This window comes from Agaribacter flavus (assembly GCF_042646125.1).
In the GTDB taxonomy this organism is placed as follows: domain Bacteria; phylum Pseudomonadota; class Gammaproteobacteria; order Enterobacterales; family Alteromonadaceae; genus Glaciecola; species Glaciecola flavus.
The window spans coordinates 221,286-237,296 of record NZ_JBHRSW010000006.1 but is presented as its reverse complement, the minus strand read 5'-3'; the positions used below and the strand labels follow the sequence as shown (position 1 = coordinate 237,296).

13 protein-coding genes are annotated in these 16,011 nt (G+C 43.1%); 6 read left to right on the top strand and 7 right to left on the bottom strand.

Annotation, left to right across the window (positions count from 1 at the left end; translation table 11 throughout):
• Positions 1 to 12: 12 nt before the first annotated feature.
• Positions 13 to 1,224: a NupC/NupG family nucleoside CNT transporter gene (locus ACFOHL_RS05330; RefSeq protein WP_376919168.1), complete on the bottom strand. Its 1,212-nt coding sequence runs from the start codon at positions 1,222 to 1,224 to the stop codon at positions 13 to 15.
• The gene (gene udk, locus ACFOHL_RS05325; protein WP_376919167.1) at positions 1,217 to 1,858 is read right to left on the bottom strand and encodes a uridine kinase; all 642 of its coding nucleotides are present in this window, start codon (positions 1,856 to 1,858) and stop codon (positions 1,217 to 1,219) included. Before udk ends, ACFOHL_RS05330 begins: the two co-directional genes overlap by 8 nt.
• Positions 1,859 to 2,105: 247 nt before the next feature.
• On the opposite strand from udk, the gene ACFOHL_RS05320 reads away from it, so the two are divergent.
• Positions 2,106 to 5,363, top strand: a complete 3,258-nt coding sequence (locus ACFOHL_RS05320; RefSeq protein WP_376919166.1) for a TonB-dependent receptor — start codon at positions 2,106 to 2,108, stop codon at positions 5,361 to 5,363.
• A 98-nt stretch (positions 5,364 to 5,461) separates the two neighbouring features.
• Here the strand turns inward: ACFOHL_RS05320 and nspC are convergent, their stop codons facing one another.
• From nspC to ACFOHL_RS05295, 5 genes are all read right to left on the bottom strand, one after another.
• Positions 5,462 to 6,601 carry a carboxynorspermidine decarboxylase gene (nspC, locus tag ACFOHL_RS05315; RefSeq protein ID WP_376919165.1) on the bottom strand — a complete coding sequence of 380 codons (1,140 nt, stop codon included), beginning with the start codon at positions 6,599 to 6,601 and terminating at the stop codon, positions 5,462 to 5,464.
• A gap of 9 nt (positions 6,602 to 6,610) precedes the next feature.
• Entirely contained in the window at positions 6,611 to 7,816 is a 1,206-nt protein-coding gene (locus ACFOHL_RS05310; protein WP_376919164.1) for a saccharopine dehydrogenase family protein, read from the bottom strand.
• Positions 7,817 to 7,920: 104 nt separating this feature from the next.
• Positions 7,921 to 8,337 carry a hypothetical protein gene (locus tag ACFOHL_RS05305; protein WP_376919163.1) on the bottom strand — a complete coding sequence of 139 codons (417 nt, stop codon included), beginning with the start codon at positions 8,335 to 8,337 and terminating at the stop codon, positions 7,921 to 7,923.
• 77 nt (positions 8,338 to 8,414) lie between these two features.
• Entirely contained in the window at positions 8,415 to 9,398 is a 984-nt protein-coding gene (locus tag ACFOHL_RS05300) for a 1-aminocyclopropane-1-carboxylate deaminase/D-cysteine desulfhydrase (RefSeq protein ID WP_376919162.1), read from the bottom strand.
• Positions 9,395 to 11,296, bottom strand: a complete 1,902-nt coding sequence (locus ACFOHL_RS05295; protein ID WP_376919161.1) for a DUF885 domain-containing protein — start codon at positions 11,294 to 11,296, stop codon at positions 9,395 to 9,397. The genes ACFOHL_RS05300 and ACFOHL_RS05295 overlap by 4 nt, the downstream gene beginning before the upstream one ends.
• A gap of 504 nt (positions 11,297 to 11,800) precedes the next feature.
• Between ACFOHL_RS05295 and ACFOHL_RS05290 the strand changes: the two genes are divergently transcribed.
• The 5 genes from ACFOHL_RS05290 to ACFOHL_RS05270 all read left to right on the top strand — a co-directional run bounded on the left by ACFOHL_RS05290 (position 11,801) and on the right by ACFOHL_RS05270 (position 15,970).
• The gene (locus ACFOHL_RS05290; RefSeq protein WP_376919160.1) at positions 11,801 to 13,354 is read left to right on the top strand and encodes a flavin monoamine oxidase family protein; all 1,554 of its coding nucleotides are present in this window, start codon (positions 11,801 to 11,803) and stop codon (positions 13,352 to 13,354) included.
• 10 nt (positions 13,355 to 13,364) lie between these two features.
• A complete protein-coding gene (locus ACFOHL_RS05285; RefSeq protein ID WP_376919159.1) occupies positions 13,365 to 14,003 on the top strand; it encodes a c-type cytochrome in 639 nt (212 codons plus the stop codon).
• A 5-nt stretch (positions 14,004 to 14,008) separates the two neighbouring features.
• The gene (locus tag ACFOHL_RS05280; RefSeq protein WP_376919158.1) at positions 14,009 to 14,512 is read left to right on the top strand and encodes a RidA family protein; all 504 of its coding nucleotides are present in this window, start codon (positions 14,009 to 14,011) and stop codon (positions 14,510 to 14,512) included.
• A 385-nt stretch (positions 14,513 to 14,897) separates the two neighbouring features.
• Entirely contained in the window at positions 14,898 to 15,401 is a 504-nt protein-coding gene (locus ACFOHL_RS05275) for a chalcone isomerase family protein (RefSeq protein ID WP_376919157.1), read from the top strand.
• Positions 15,402 to 15,406: 5 nt separating this feature from the next.
• The gene (locus ACFOHL_RS05270) at positions 15,407 to 15,970 is read left to right on the top strand and encodes a DUF3833 domain-containing protein (RefSeq protein ID WP_376919156.1); all 564 of its coding nucleotides are present in this window, start codon (positions 15,407 to 15,409) and stop codon (positions 15,968 to 15,970) included.
• Positions 15,971 to 16,011: the final 41 nt, after the last annotated feature.

Here is a 16,011-nt window from a genome sequence, read left to right as displayed (position 1 = left end):
TCTAGCTATGTATTAAGTAAGAGAGAGGAAAATACCTGCTAAAGCTGCGCTCATTAGATTGGCTAAGGTCGCCGCCAATACCGCTTTTAATCCCATATCGGCAATGTCTTTTCGCCTACTGGGAGCCATTGTACCAATCCCTCCCATTAAAATAGCGATAGAAGAGAGGTTAGCAAAGCCACAAAGCGCAAAAGTAATAATGGCTTGTGTGCTGGTTGAAAGTTCATCCTTGTAATTCACAAAATCAGAATACGCTACAAACTCATTGAGCACTAACTTTTGCCCGATAAAACCACCGGCAAGCTGCGCTTCGTGCCAAGGAATGCCGATTAGCCAAGCTATGGGCTGGAATACATAGCCCAGCACTTGCTGAATGGTTAGGCTGTCTATGCCAAACAAACTACCCACATACCCAAGTATGCCGTTTAACATAGCAATGAGTGCTATAAATGTGAGTAACATTGCGCCGACATTTACGGCAAGTTTGAGTCCAGACGCCGCACCGCTTGCGGCAGCATCAAATACATTGGCATATGACTCTTCTTCGCTGGTGACTTCCGACAGGTTCTGATTGGGTGTTTCGGTTTCAGGCTCAAGGATTTTTGCCATCATTAAACCGGCGGGTGCCGCCATAAAACTCGCGGCAATCAAATACTTAAGTTCTACTCCCATACCCGAATAGCCTGCCATAATCGACCCTGCTACCGATGCCAATCCACCCACCATAACTGCAAACAATTCCGAACGCGTCATTTTGGGGATAAATGGTTTAACGATTAGAGGGGCTTCGGTTTGACCCACAAAGATATTCGCCGCCGCAGACATACTTTCAGGGTTACTAGTGCCGAGTAGCTTTTTTAAACCGCCGCCAATCATTCGAATGACAAAGCTCATGATCCCTAAGTAGTACAAGACCGAAATGAGAGAAGAAAAGAAAATAATGACAGGGAGTACGTTAACAGCAAAGACAAAGCCAAGGGAAAAATTGCCCAAGGGGCCAAACACAAATTCGATACCTGCTTTGCTGTAGTCAATCACATTTTGCACAAAGCTGGTAATACTATTGAGCACATCGACACCTACACTGGTGTAAAGCACAAACCCGCCAATTAAGGCTTGTAAGCCAAATGCTCCACCCACTGTACGCCAGCTAATTGCTTTTTTGTTTTTTGATAAAGCAAAAGCAATGGCGAACAAAACAACAATCCCTAATAAACTAATCATTAATCAGACTTCCATTTTGTGAGTTAAGTAAAAACGCACTGACAACGTCAACAGCTAGATGATTTTCACCGCCATGGGGCACGATTAAGTCCGCAAAATTTTTACTAGGTTCAATAAACTTGTGATACATGGGTTTTACCGTTGTTTCGTATTGCTTTGCAACCGACTCGATGGTTCTGCCACGCTCCTGTGTATCCCTTAACATCCGTCGCATCAAGCAAACATCAGGTGCGGTATCGACAAACACTTTTAAATCGAAATAATCGAACAACTGCACTTGGGTCAACAGCATGATTCCTTCAATGATAATAATGGGCGCTTGTTCAATTTTTTCACATTCGCTCAAGCGAGTGTGCGTTTTGTAGCAGTAGGCGGGATAGTCAATGATTTCATTATTGAGTAACTGCGCCAAATGATCAGCCAACAAATCGTGTTCAAAGGCATCTGGGTGGTCGTAATTTGTTTTTGCGCGTTCTTCTATAGAAATGTGATCCTGCGCTTTGTAGTAATGGTCTTCTTGCAACAGAAGAATATCTTTGGAAGATTGCCCGAGTTTAAGTGATAGGTTTTGAGTAAACAGGGATTTGCCTGAACCCGATGCGCCCGATATAGCTATTATTATTGGCTTTTGCATAGATTTTCATTGTTCAATTAATTAACACAACTTTACCCCTTAGCGAAGCTGCAAGCAAATAGATAAATTTTAATGGTCAACAAATGCACAATTGTTGCGCATTTGTTAAACTGAAGAAAACTAGACCAATCGGTTAAGTTACATAAATATGAAGATGGCTTTTCTGTAATAAAACTGTCATATTATACGAGGACAATTTGCCCGTTAAAAAAATAACTTATTCAAAACACATAGGGAAACAACAATAATGCGTTCAATGACTAAATTCAGCAAAATAGCTGTAGCTGTCGCGTTGTCTGTCGGTCTATCGACTGCTGCAATGGCGCAATCTACTACTTCCTCTATCAGAGGTAATGTAGCGAGTGAAGCAGGCACGACCTATCCTAACGCCACGATTACAATTATACACACACCTTCTGGTACGGCTTCTACGGTAACGTCCAATGCCAATGGCTCGTTCTCCGCACGTGGTTTACGTGTCGGTGGTCCTTACACTATTGTCGTTACAGGTGATGGCTTCCAACCAGTTCAACTTGATGATATCTATCTGTCTCTTGACCAAACTTTTGCCTTACCTGTAACCGTACAAACAGGTTCAGAAACTGAAATTATCTCAGTTATAGGTTCGGCAACCGCCACTGCAGGTTTTTCTAACGACGGTTTAAGCACGAGTTTGGGTTTAGAAGCACTAAACGAAGTAGCCTCAATCGACCGCGATATCACCGATGCCGCGGCGCAAAACCCCTTTGCTTCGGTTAGTTTTGTGAACGGTGAAAAAGCACTAAGAATTGCCGGCGCAAACAACCGTTTTAACTCGTTAACTATAGACGGTGTTGCTTTAAACGACCGTTTTGGCTTGAATGACAACGGTTTTCCTACCCAGCGTTCGCCAATTTCTTTTGACGCGATAGAGTCTTTGTCTATCCTAACCGCGCCTTTCGACGTGGAATACAATGGCTTTACCGGTGGTACAGTTAACGCCGTTACTAAATCTGGAACCAATGAGTTCCACGGTTCTGTAAGTTACTTCACTACTGACGACTCGTTGAAGGGTGATAAAAATGGCGATGACGATTTTGATCTAACGTTTGAAGAAGAGACTTTTGTTGGAACGCTTGGCGGACCAATCATCAAAGACAAACTATTCTTTTTCGTGGCTTACGATAAATACGAAGAAACAGCACCATTAAATCGTGGTCCTGTAGGATCTGGTGCGCTGAATATCGAAGACGACATCACGCTTGATGACGTAGCCGAAGTTAGGGCGATAGTATCTGACGTATGGGGCTTTGACATTGGCGGCTTTGAAAAAACGCCTGCTGAAGATGAAAAAATTATTGCTAATATTGATTGGAACATCAATGAAGACCATCGTGCGAAATTTACTTACTTATTAACTGACGGAAATACTATCGTTGAGCAAAATGGTAACAACTTTACGCTTTCAGATAATGTTTTAGGCGCTTCTTCTACTTGGTATAACCGCTCTGAGCGCGTAGAAAGCTACATTGCCCATGTTTTTTCTGATTGGACATCTGATTTCTCCACGCAGTTCAAAATTGGTAGTACTTCCCAAAAGACCGGTCAAAACTCTTTAAATGGCGCTGAATTCCCTAACTTTGGTGTTTTCTTGAGAGAAGTAGACGGAGACGAAAACTACTTATCGATTGGCCCAGATCGCTTCCGTCATGGTAACGAATTAAGTCAAGATTTTTTAACTCTTAAGTTCTTGGCTGAATACACTGTTGGTGACCACATATTTAAAGCGGGTTATGAGCGAGAAGAAGTGGATGTGAACAACTTATTCGCACAAAACTCTGAAGGCTCTTATCGTTTTGATAGTATTGACGACTTGCGTAATGCATCTGCTTCTGCATTATTATATAGCAATGCGATAACTAATAATGAAAATGACCTTCGTGCAATTTGGGGATTCAATACTAACTCTTTGTACATCCAAGATTCGTGGGATTTCAATCCTTACTTAACCTTTGACTTTGGTTTACGCTACGATTGGTTTGAATCAGAAGGGGCAATTCGTGAAAATCAAAACTTTGTCAATCGTTACGGCTATACAAACACAACAGATGTTGATGGTTTAGATTTAGTCTTGCCTCGTTTTTCTTTTGAATGGTTAGCAACAGATGACTTAACTGTTCGTGGTGGTGTAGGTCGCTTCTCGGGTGGCTCTCCAGCAGTTTGGATTTCAAACAGTTATTCAAACGATGGCGTAATATCTGACAGTATAGATGACTTTGGTTCTGGCCAAACTTATAATGTACCGACTGTCGCTGACCCTGAAACTGGTCAATATATTCCTGCTGACATATTAAGTAGACTGGCAAGTGAAGCGCCTGATGGCAGTGTAAATGCATTGCGTCCTGACTTTGAAATTCCGACCACTTGGAAATTTAGTTTAGGCGCAGCTTATTACGTTGATTTACCCGTATTGGGAGATGGCTGGGTATTTTCTGCTGATTACCTATTAAATAAGATAGAAAATGCGACTTATTGGTTTGATCAACGTTGTGTCGATCCTGTAGCAGGTATTACCGCACCAGATGGCCGACCTGTTTATGATTGTGCCGGCGCTCCAGAGGCGATAGTTATCGGTTCATTTGACGATGGTGGTGATGGGCATCTTATTGCTTTATCTGCTTCAAACGAGTGGGAAACTGACTACGGTGAGTTTGATATGTTCTTGAGTTACACCAACTCAGACGTTGAAGATATCGGTTATGGCACAGAAGCAACCGCAACTTCAAACTATTCTGATTTTGCGGCTTTTGATCGTCAACAGCCAAGCTTGGGTACCTCAAACTTCCAAACTGAGCATTTGTTAAAGTTCCGCTTTAACTGGTCCAAGCAAATTTTTGGCAGCAAAGAAACGAAGTTCTCATTATTTGCTACGCGTCAGACAGGTCAGCCATATAGCTATACCTTCGATGAAAACAATAATTGTGTACTTGAGTTTGAAAACGGCGTATTCGGTGGTCAAGATAGCCGAGGTCGCCAAGGTCGTTGTGCTCGTGAAAGTCGCCATGACAATGCAGGTCACTTGTTCTATGTACCGTCTGGTCCGAATGACCCATTGTTCTCGCCTAATTCATTTGGTGGTGATGCAGCAGAGCAGCAAGCTTTCTTTGATTACATAAACAACTCAGAGTTAGCGCAGTACGCTGGTAGTATTGCACCGCGTAATGGCGATAATTCTCAGTGGACAACATTAGTTAATGTTCGTTTCTTACAAGAGCTCCCCGCTTTCCACGAAGATCATAAACTAGTGGTAACCTTGGATATTGAGAACTTGGGTAACTTACTGAATGATGATTGGGGTCGTTTTGAACGTACTAGAGCTGACTTTGACCGAAATGTAGCATCTGCACGTATCGAGAATGGTCAATATAACTACCTAAATTTGAATAACCAAGACCGTATTGAAGGTCTGGAATTGCTTGAACAGTCAGTTTGGCAAATTCAATTTGGTATTAAGTACGAGTTCTAATTCTTGAACAACTGAAAAACAAAAAACCGGAGTTTTCTCCGGTTTTTTATTGCCTAACTTAAACTTTCAATCTGACGATTATCCCGAGTTAAGGATATTTAAGACAACCTCTCTTTAAAATCCCCATACCCAAACTCCCTTACAACTTCCACCTCTCCACTTTTTCGCAATATCCCTATGGCTGGATGTTGAACGCCATTGAAGAAGGTAGTTTTTACCATTGTGTAGTGGATCATATCTTCAAAGATGACTTTGTCGCCTATCTTAAGAAGCTGATCAAAACTGTAGGCTTCTAGCATATCGCCTGCTAGACAAGAGTTTCCACCAAAGCGGTATGTATAGTTTTTTTCACCGGCTTTACCTGCTCCGGTAATCGTTGGGCGATAGGGCATTTCCAGTACGTCAGGCATATGCGCGGTGGCAGAAATATCTAAAATAGCAATCTTGCCTTCATTGTCGACAATATCGACCACCTCAGACACCAACACGCCGGTTTCCCATGCGACTGCGGAACCGGGCTCTAGGATAATGTTTAGGTTTGGGTAACGCTGTTTAAAGGCAGTCAGTACCTCTATCAAGTGATCAATGTTGTAGTCTTTGCGTGTCATCAAGTGACCACCACCCAGATTTAGCCATTTTAGTGTGGGTAGGTACGACCCAAATTTATCTTCAATGGCTTGTAGGGTGCGTTCGGCGGCATAAGAATCACATTCGCACAAGTTATGACAATGAAAACCCTCAATCCCACTTAAGTCAGCATCTTCAAGTTCACTCGCGAGTATACCCAAACGCGAACCTGGTGCGCAGGGATCGTACAGTGCTGTTTCGGCTTCTTGGTTTTCGGGGTTAATCCGCAAGCCCGCTGATACACCTGCATTTATTACCTGCGACTTGTATCGCCTCCACTGCGTCAACGAGTTAAATGAAATATGGTCAACGATCGTAACTAATTGCTCTATATCTTGCGGTTTATAGGCGGGTGAATAAACATGCACATCGCCGCCTATCTCTTCTCGCGCTAGCTTCGCTTCCCAAACGCCACTTGATGTAGCGCCTTTTAAATACTGCTTTACTAATGGAAACGTAGACCACATCGAAAAGCCTTTTAAGGCCAATATAATGTCTATACCTGCCGCTTTTTGCACGTGGGCAAGTAAGTTTAAGTTGGCCTCTAGTTTGGCTTCATCGCATATATAACAAGGCGAAGCAATGCTATTGAAGGCTTGGTTATTTGTCATCTTTTAAGTTCACGCCGGTTTAAACGGGCTTTCGTCACATTCAATGACTTGCCAAGGTAAACCATGCTCATTTAATAGCGTCATAAAGGGATCAGGATCAAATTGTTCCATATTCCAAACACCCGGTTTATGCCAGGTTTTGTCTAACATCAGGGCAGCGCCAATCATTGCTGGCACGCCGGTGGTGTATGAGACGGCTTGTGCCCCCACTTCTTCAAAGCAAGCAGCGTGATCACAGTTGTTATAGATAAAAATCGTTTTTTCTTTACCGTCTTTTATACCGGTAATATATGTGCCAATACAGGTTTTACCTGTGTAGCCATCGGCAAGCGAGCCGGGGTTGGGCAATACGGCTTTTAAAAATTCGAGTGGAACAATTTGTTGCCCTTGAAACTCAATGGGTTCAATGCTTGTCATCCCAATCCCCTCAAGCACGCGCAAATGGGTTAAGTATGCCTCGCCAAAGGTCATCCAAAACCTAGCGCGCTTAATCGTAGGGAAGTGTTTAACCAAGGATTCCAGTTCTTCGTGAAACATCAAATAAGAAGCCCGTACACCGATATTTTGGTAGTCTAAGTCTTCTCTGACGCTGAGGGGGTCTGTCTCTTTCCATTCGCCGTTTTCATAGTAGCGACCACGTTGTGTGATTTCCCGAATATTGATCTCAGGATTAAAATTGGTAGCAAAAGCTTGTCCATGATCGCCGCCATTGCAATCGACGATATCTAGGTAGTGAATTTCATCAAAGTAGTGTTTTGCCGCGTAGGCTGTGTACACATTTGTTACACCGGGATCAAAGCCACTGCCTAATAATGCCATTATACCGGCTTTTTCGAAGCGCTCTTGGTATGCCCATTGCCACGAATATTCAAACTTGGCTTCGTCCTTGGGTTCATAGTTGGCGGTATCGAGATAATCAGTCTTTGTCGCAAGGCACGCATCCATAATCGGTAAGTCTTGATAGGGTAGTGCTAGGTTAATCACCAAATCGGGTTTGATTTTTACAATTAAGGCTTCGACTTCGCTAGCCTTGTCTGCATCGACAGCATAAACCGCTTTTACTCTGTCTTCGCCGATTTCTTGTTGCAAGGCTTCGCATTTTGACAATGTGCGGCTCGCTAAATAGATTTCATCAAAAAACTCAGGTAAGCGGGCACATTTTTTTATTGTGACGGACGCCACGCCGCCAGCGCCAATAATCAATACTCGAGACATAACCGGTAGTCCTATTAAGAATATGTAGAATAGTTGCCTGTGCACCTTTTTTGCACGAACAAACTGTATGCGTTACTTAAGGCGCCGATGATACCAGTCGTCTGTTAATTAAAAAAGTCACATGTGTAGGGCTTGCTTAACTCGACAGTATTGTCACCTAGGGTGTAGGGATATAGTGTAATGGTATTATTGTTTGCTGAGTCAGATATACTAAACACTAAGGCATCACTTTCTTCGCCATTGGGGGCAGCGATTGTTGCTGCATATACGAGCACGCCAACCGTGTTATTGGCGGTCAAACGGATGGTGCCAATCTGTTCTTCGAGTTCTTCAATCATGCCCTGTTGAGCGTCTCTATTTTCATAATGGGTAAACAAGCACTGAACGTCATTATCGATCGATACGACCGCAAAGGGGTAGAGTAAGGCAGATTTTGAAAGCATCGCTTCACATAAATCAAGCGCCGAATAAATGAGCTTGGCGTAGGGGATATTCTCTTTGAGCATCTTGTTTTGCTTCATGTAAATAAACCTGGCGATGCATAACAAACTTACCTAGGTTAACGGCAGCCTATTGCAAAAAGTTCAGCGCATTTTGATTAAATTTTTCTATTTCCTTGGGTGCCGCCCGTGTGCAAAATACAAATTTTTTCTGCTTCTTCAAATGCCTGTTCAATAAGTAATTGATTCAGCGCGTAAAAGCTTTTTGCATTGTAAACCTTATCGAGTGCTATTGAGGTATGTTTACTAAAATGCTGCGAAAACTGCAGCAGAGGCTCGCTTGTTTTTGCATAGCCGCCATGATGAAACTGTTCATGTATTTGCCAAGTATTCTTTGGGGATCTCGAACTAAGTAAGTGTTGTATAATTTTTGGGTGGTAGCCTTCTCCTTTCAATACACTGATGCCGTGAATATTGAGCGGTTTAGTTGTGCTTTGAGCTTGGATCAAGCCTGCCATGGTGCCGCCACTACCAATAGGTAACACAAGTTGTTCGATATTTGATTGCGCGTTTAGCTCATCAATAATACTCGTCACGCCTTGCAAGTACTTTGTAGTCGTACCGCCTTCGGGAATGAGCATGTCAGCTTTGAGTCGTTTGGTCATTTGTTGCTGATAGTCTGGCTCTTGGCGAAATTGGTACTCGCGCTTTGTCACATAAACAATATCTGTTCCCCACGCAATCAAGTCCATGATCGTTGGAGAAGGGTGTTGGGAATAGTCACCCCTAATAATCGCCGTGCATTTTATCCCAAGTTCCTTGCATACATAGCCCAAGGCATGTAAATGATTGGAATAAGCACCACCAAAACTGGCAAGATGACGCCAGTTGTTTTTTATTGCGAGAAGCACAATAGGCGATAGTTTACGCCATTTGTTGCCCGAGATTATTGGGTGAATGAGGTCGTCTCTTTTGACTACAATGCTTCGGGTCTGCGCTTCGTTACCATTGTTTGCCTTTGGTTTTGTAGTTTGAATAAAAAAAGGCCAGTTCACGTGTTGAACTGGCGAGGGCAATTGGAGGGCGAGTGATTTTTCTATATCACTCGCAAGTGCAGTTTTCTTTAACACTTTGATACTCACGCGCCTGCTTGTATCTCCTCAACCCATTTATTCACGCGTCTCTCCAACAAGGACATGGGCATTGCTCCACCCCCTAGCACAACATCGTGAAAGCCTTTTATATCAAATTTGTCTTGTAAGACCTTTTCAGCATTTTTGCGTAGTTCTTGAATTTTAATCATACCGATTTTGTAACTGGTGGCTTGTCCAGGCAGCACTAAATAACGGCGAATTTCACTGCTCGCTTGTTCCTTTGTCACTGCAGAGTTAGCAATAAAATAATCAACAGCTTGCTGTTCAGTCCAGCCTTTAGCATGTAAGCCTGTGTCGACCACTAAACGAATTGCCCGCCAAATCTCTGACCCCAATCTGCCAAACTCTGAAAGTGGATCGACATAGGTATTCGGCATTTCTTTGGCAAGCCATTCTGAATATAACCCCCAACCTTCACTGTAAGCGGTAAAACTGGCCTGCGTACGGAAAGTTGGAATCCCTTCAAGCTCTTGTTGAATCGCTATTTGCATGTGATGACCGGGTAAGCCTTCGTGATAGGCAATGACCTCTAATTCACGTTTGGGCATAGCAGTCATGTCTGACAAATGCGCGTAATATATTCCCGGACGCGAGCCGTCAGGAGAGGAAGGATAATAATGTTGTGCAGCACCGTCTTGCTCTCTAAACGATTCTACGCGTTTTACTACCATGTCAGCCTTTGGCATGATACCAAAATAGTCGGGCAAGACGGCTCGAATACCATCAATGGCAGCAGTGGCGTCGTCTATGTAGGCTTGACGACCTTCATCTGTGTTTGGGTAATATAAGCGTTCATCGTCTTTGGTGTCTCTCAAAAAGCTGAAGAACTCTGGAAGTGAGCCGCTAAATCCAAATGCTTCTTTTACCGATTCCATGTCTTTTCTTAGCCTTGCCACTTCGGCCAAGCCAATTTCATGGATTTCTTCTGCTGTCAGATTCGTTGTGGTATGGTTAGCCAGCCTTTCATTGTAATAAGCTGTCCCCTGCGGTAATTGGCTGACGCCCTGAGCACTAGGGCTCACATTAACTTGGTCTTCTTTTTGCCAAGCAATCAGGTTTTGATAAGCTGGCATCCATTCATTTAAAAGCGCGGCCTTTATATCGTCGGTAAGCTGCTGAGCTTTTTGACTATCTATTTTTTCTTCTTCGACTAATTGTGCAATCTTCTTTTTGGCGTCTGCCCAGATTGCACTGTCTTCGTTGGAATCAAAAGGGGCACCACTAATAATGTCGCTTGCCTGTTTGATTACAGACTCGAAAGAAAAATAAGGAGGTCTAACGCCATTTTTGGCAATCTTTTTAGATTGTTTGACGAGTTCGTTGATAGCCGTAGCACTGCCCGAAATACGAGACAAATAGTTGTCCATATCTTCGCCATCTTCTACTTTGTGAAAAGCAATAAGCAGTTGTGGAAAGAAGCTATGAATCGCTCTCATTTGTTCAAATATGTAGGCATTGTTCCTGAATTCGTTACTTTTTTCGGCTTGCTCAGCTTGATACACCCAAATGTCATAAGAAATTTTGGCATCTTCACTTAACTTGTTGTAATCAAAGTCACGCTTGAGCTCAATTAAGTTTGCACGGCTGCGTGCAAGTGCTTCATCTTGTGCCGCTTCAGATACATCATCAATTTCACCTTGACGCTCATCACGTCCTAAAAAGGTCAATTGGATAGGGCTGTTTAGTAGCTCTTCTTCGTATTTATTTTCAAACCACGCGTTTAAGCGCTCAGTCTCTGCTTCGATTTGAGATTGGGTGACTGGTGCATTCTCGGCTGAAACTGCGGTTTGACTAGTCGTTGCGTCTAGCGTTTCGGTTTGGTTTTTGTCGTTGTTACAACCAGCAACGGCCACCGCTACTGCAAGTGCGATTAATTGGTTTCGCATTATTTCTCCCTTTTTATTTATGGCTAAGTTTCCTTTAAGTGTAGATACTCACAAAGCAAAGCCAAAAAGGCATGGAAGCCTTTTTGGAGTCCCATGGATAGGTTGGCAGCGACTTTGTTTTTTGAGTATCTACCCTTAAAGGGCACTTAGCCTTATTTATTATTGTTTGTTGAGCATTGCTACATCATTGCTTCGTCATTGTAATGAGACGAACAACACACTCGGGCATATTAGCACAATCAATAAACCTTGCCTTCATGTATAAGTGCTATGACAGCGAATTCGAAATAAGCGGTTCAGTTTACAACACGCATTTCACCAACCTTACCCTTAATGGCGCAGAACCAACTAGTTTTGTTAGATATGCATCCAAAAAAGTGCAAGTTCACGCACCGAAAACAGTAATTGTATGATTTATAAGGTTTTTATATTTGGTTTGCTAATTGCATAAGTGAATCAAATTTTAAAGCCTTATTTTTATATAGGCTTGTCGAAAGGTAGGGCATGAGAAATTTTAACAGGCGACAGTTTCTGAATATGCTGGCGACAGTGGGTGGCAGCTCGCTGGCTTACCAAGCAAGTGCTGCAATGGGTTTGATTTCTACTAGCAGTGGAAAGCGATCCATATCGCTCCATTCAGCAAAAAAAGGCAAGAATAAAATAGTGATCTTAGGGGCGGGTATTTCTGGTCTCGCCGCCGCCTATGAGTTGGAACGCGCGGGTTACCAATGCATCATCCTAGAGGCTTCACATCGAGCAGGTGGCCGAGTTTTTACTGCGCGTCACGGCGATCTAATTGACGAACTCGGCGCACCTTCGATTTGTCAGTTCGATGATGATCCCGACCTATATATGAATTGTGGTGCAGCACGCATACCGGGCCACCACGAACGCACACTGCACTATTGTAAAACCTTTAATGTCCCGATGCGTATTATCGCCAACAGCAACCGACTCGCGTATTTGCATGACTCAAATAATTTTGATGGTAAACCTATTCGCATTGGCGAGCATATCGCGGACAGCCGCGGTTTTGTTGCCGAACTGGCACAAAAAGCCATAGATTCTAGTCGTTTCGATGCCGAATTAAGCAAAGATGACATTGAAAATTTGTCAAACTTTTTGAACGTTTTTGGTGATCTAGACGAAGCAGGAAATTACGTCGGCAGTGAGCGCTCAGGTGCCTTGGGTGATCGAATGCTGTCTAAACCTGAACTGAGAACGCCTCCAGCCTTAAAAGACCTGGTCAACTCACCTTTATTCTCGCGAATACAACGCATGACTGAGTTGTATGACTGGGCAGAACCCTTGATGACCCCAGTGGGCGGGATGGATAAAATAGTAGATGGCTTTTTGAACAACATTGCGACACCTATTCACTATAATTCTCAGGTAAGTGCAATCAAGTTGCATGAGAGCGGCGTGCATATCGCTTACTCTCAAAAGGGAGAAATGAAAACAATCGATGCAGACTATTGTTTTAACTGTATTCCTGCGCACTTTATGAATGGGATTGTCAATAACTTTTCGACTGAATACAAGCAGGCGCTTAACACTCTCAAGCGTGGCAAATTGTTCAAAATTGGCTTCCAAATGAAGGAACGTTTTTGGGAAAAAGAAAATATATACGGTGGCATTAGTTATACCAACTTGCCTATTCGCCAAGTCTGGTACCCATCCAGTGGGATCTTTAGCAATAAAGGCATTATGCTGGGTGCCTATGTTTGGGAAGAAAAACAATATGATTACTTTGCGCGCTTGACTCCCCAAAAACGTCTAGAAGTGGCTGCTGCGATGGGTGATCAAATCCATCCAAATTACTCTTCTTACATCGAGACGGGTATTTCAATCCCGTGGAGCCGCATGAATCACATGATGGGTTGTGGCAGCACCATGAGTACCGAAGACCGCAAGCGCTACTTTACGCGTTTGCAAAAACCTGAGGGCAGACACTTTATGATGGGGGATCAAATTAGTTATCACCCAGGGTGGCAAGAGGGTGCCTTGGCTGCGATGGAAACTTCCTTAGCGCACTTTTCTGAACTTGTTGAGGCGTGAGGAGGTAATCATGTTTAAAAAATTATGGATGTTGTGCTTGTGTTCTCCACTTTTTGCGATTGCAGGTTCAGATTTTGAGGATTTGTTACCCGTGCCGGAGTCGTTGGTAACATGTATGGTCTGTCATGGCTCCCAACTGATGGGGAGCGAAGGAACGCGTGCCCCTCGTTTGCTTGGGCTTCAGCCTTGGTACCTCAGAAACCAAATCGACGCATTCAAAAAAGGTTGGCGTGGCGTACACGAAGACGATGTGACGGGGTATGAAATGTTACCCGTGGCACAATCCATAACGCCAGAAATGCTTGAAGAAGCCATTAACTTTATTGCCAGAGCAACAGCCCCTTTACCTGACAAGACCATTGATGGCGACCCGATTAGTGGAGAAAAGCTTTACACTCAATGCGCGGCATGCCATGGTGCCTCAGGTGAAGGCAACGAAGCCTTGGGCGCACCTCGACTGACCGGCTTAAATGATTGGTACATAAGTACTCAGTTAAATTATTTTAAATCAGGCGTCAGAGGAGGTGATCCTGAAAATACAAACGGTGTGATTATGGCAAGTGCCGCACAATCATTATCAGACGACAAGATGATAGCCGATGTAACCGCTTATATTTCATCATTACAACAATTAACTATTGGAAAATAAATACAATGAAAATTATCAAGTTATTGTCAGTTTTAACGACTTATTTATTAATTTCTGCAAACGTAAACGCCGAAGTAACACGCCACAAATTGCCAAATAATAGTACCTTCCCGATTGCACGAGCGGTAGAAGTGCCGGCGACGACTACGCTTATATACCACAGCGGTCAGGTACCCAGTCCTGCCAATCCTGACGCTGAAAAATACAGCATGGAGTATTGGGGAGACACAGAAGCACAAACTTTGTCGGTATTAAAAAAGTTCGAATCATCATTTAAAGACTTGGGGGTAGACTTTGGTGACGCTGTTAAGCTTACGGTGTTCCTTGTGGGCGATCCTAACTTAGATGGAAAAATGGATTTTGCAGGTTTTATGCGTGCTTATACAAAGTACTTTGGCACTAAAGAGCAGCCAAACTTACCTGCTCGCTCTGCTCTGCAAGTAGCGGGCTTGGTAGCACCAAATATGCTGGTTGAGATTGAAATGGTATTGGCGAAGCCGAGCAAGTAACTGCGCACTATTGTGGATTGTATGGCTTTGTTGAAGTTACGAACAAGGAAGTACTGCCACTACCTTTCTAATCAAGTCGGGTTGTGTGGAGCTAGTTCAAGATAGCTCAGCACATCCCGCACTCCCTCCATCAATGCTAAGGTCAACGGACCCTCGAAAACTAAAACAAGTTTAATGATCTGTATTGCCGTTTTCTAACGTTAATAACTCTAACCCGAGACAAATAGTAAGTAATAAAGCGGTATTAATGGGTAATATCAGCGGGTCAATAAAAAGATAGTTTTATCACTTATTGTATCCTCTTTCGAGGGATCGCTATAAAGGCATTATTAATGCTGATTGTTTGTATTTACCCGTGTTTTTCTAATGGCAATGAAGGTTTTTTATGCGGTATTTATGCATTGTACTTATTCTGCTTTGTTCGTCACTTGCTGAGGCAAAAAGCTATATCAAATATATTGATGACCCCAAAACAGTAGGTAAGACACGCTTGGAAGTGTTGTTTTGGGATATCTACGATGCGGAGTTAGTCGCGCCAAAAGGACAGTGGTCGAAGGACAAACCGTTTGCACTTAGTTTGACTTATTTACGTGCATTCGACGGTAAGGAAATCGCTAGTAGGTCGATTGATGAAATCAGAGACTTAGGAATGGAAGACGAACGCAAGCTGGCAAAGTGGTTTGAACAAATGCAAATCCTTTTCCCTGATGTGAAAGAAGGGAACACAATCACAGGTATTGTTGACGACAGAGCTTACAGTATTTTTTACTTTGACGAACAACGCTTAGGGGTAGTAGAAGACCCGGAGTTTTCGCAATGGTTTTTTGATATTTGGTTGTCTGAAAAAAGTTCTGAACCAAAAATGCGAAAACGTTTGTTAGGACTGTAATCAATATGATTACTCAGCCTAAAAAATCAACTATGTCATTAGTTCGAGCCGTTTTACTCGGTATCACTATGCTCACCTTAACCGCCTGTTCGATCTCAATCGAAGGCGAGAGCTACGAAGATATTTCGCCGAAATTTGATTTAGCGTCATTTTTTACTGGTGAGGTAAAAGCGTGGGGGATAGTGCAAAATAGAAGTGGCGAGCTCGTACAGCGCTTCACTGTCTCGATAGTGGGTGACAAACAAGATGACAAGCTCATTTTAGACGAGGTGTTTGAGTATGGCTTTGGTGACGGGCCAAAAACTCGAGTATGGACAATTCAAAGAAACGCTGACGGGACGTTTTCAGGGAGCGCAGGTGATATAGCGGGTTCGGCAAAGGGTATCTCCTACGGTAATGCATTTAACTTCGCTTATGAAATGGACTTGCAGGTAAACGATACGACGTATCGTGTGAATTTTGATGATTGGTTCTGGGCCTTCGACGATTCGACGATTATGAATCGTTCGTATATCAAAAAGTTTGGTATTGTCATGGCAGAAGTCACTATATTCATGCAAAAACAATGAGATCCATGAAAAAAAATGAGACACATACCGTTCAGATTTGT

Bases quoted from the DNA above. Each gene is read 5' to 3' on its own strand.
- ACFOHL_RS05285 (WP_376919159.1), top strand. From the start codon at position 13,365: ATGTTTAAAAAATTATGGATGTTGTGCTTGTGTTCTCCACTTTTTGCG.
- ACFOHL_RS05305 (WP_376919163.1), bottom strand. From the start codon at position 8,337: ATGAAGCAAAACAAGATGCTCAAAGAGAATATCCCCTACGCCAAGCTC.
- ACFOHL_RS05280 (WP_376919158.1), top strand. From the start codon at position 14,009: ATGAAAATTATCAAGTTATTGTCAGTTTTAACGACTTATTTATTAATT.
- udk (WP_376919167.1), bottom strand. From the start codon at position 1,858: ATGCAAAAGCCAATAATAATAGCTATATCGGGCGCATCGGGTTCAGGC.
- ACFOHL_RS05295 (WP_376919161.1), bottom strand. From the start codon at position 11,296: ATGCGAAACCAATTAATCGCACTTGCAGTAGCGGTGGCCGTTGCTGGT.
- ACFOHL_RS05270 (WP_376919156.1), top strand. From the start codon at position 15,407: ATGATTACTCAGCCTAAAAAATCAACTATGTCATTAGTTCGAGCCGTT.
- nspC (WP_376919165.1), bottom strand. From the start codon at position 6,601: ATGACAAATAACCAAGCCTTCAATAGCATTGCTTCGCCTTGTTATATA.
- ACFOHL_RS05320 (WP_376919166.1), top strand. From the start codon at position 2,106: ATGCGTTCAATGACTAAATTCAGCAAAATAGCTGTAGCTGTCGCGTTG.
- ACFOHL_RS05310 (WP_376919164.1), bottom strand. From the start codon at position 7,816: ATGTCTCGAGTATTGATTATTGGCGCTGGCGGCGTGGCGTCCGTCACA.
- ACFOHL_RS05290 (WP_376919160.1), top strand. From the start codon at position 11,801: ATGAGAAATTTTAACAGGCGACAGTTTCTGAATATGCTGGCGACAGTG.
- ACFOHL_RS05275 (WP_376919157.1), top strand. From the start codon at position 14,898: ATGCGGTATTTATGCATTGTACTTATTCTGCTTTGTTCGTCACTTGCT.
- ACFOHL_RS05330 (WP_376919168.1), bottom strand. From the start codon at position 1,224: ATGATTAGTTTATTAGGGATTGTTGTTTTGTTCGCCATTGCTTTTGCT.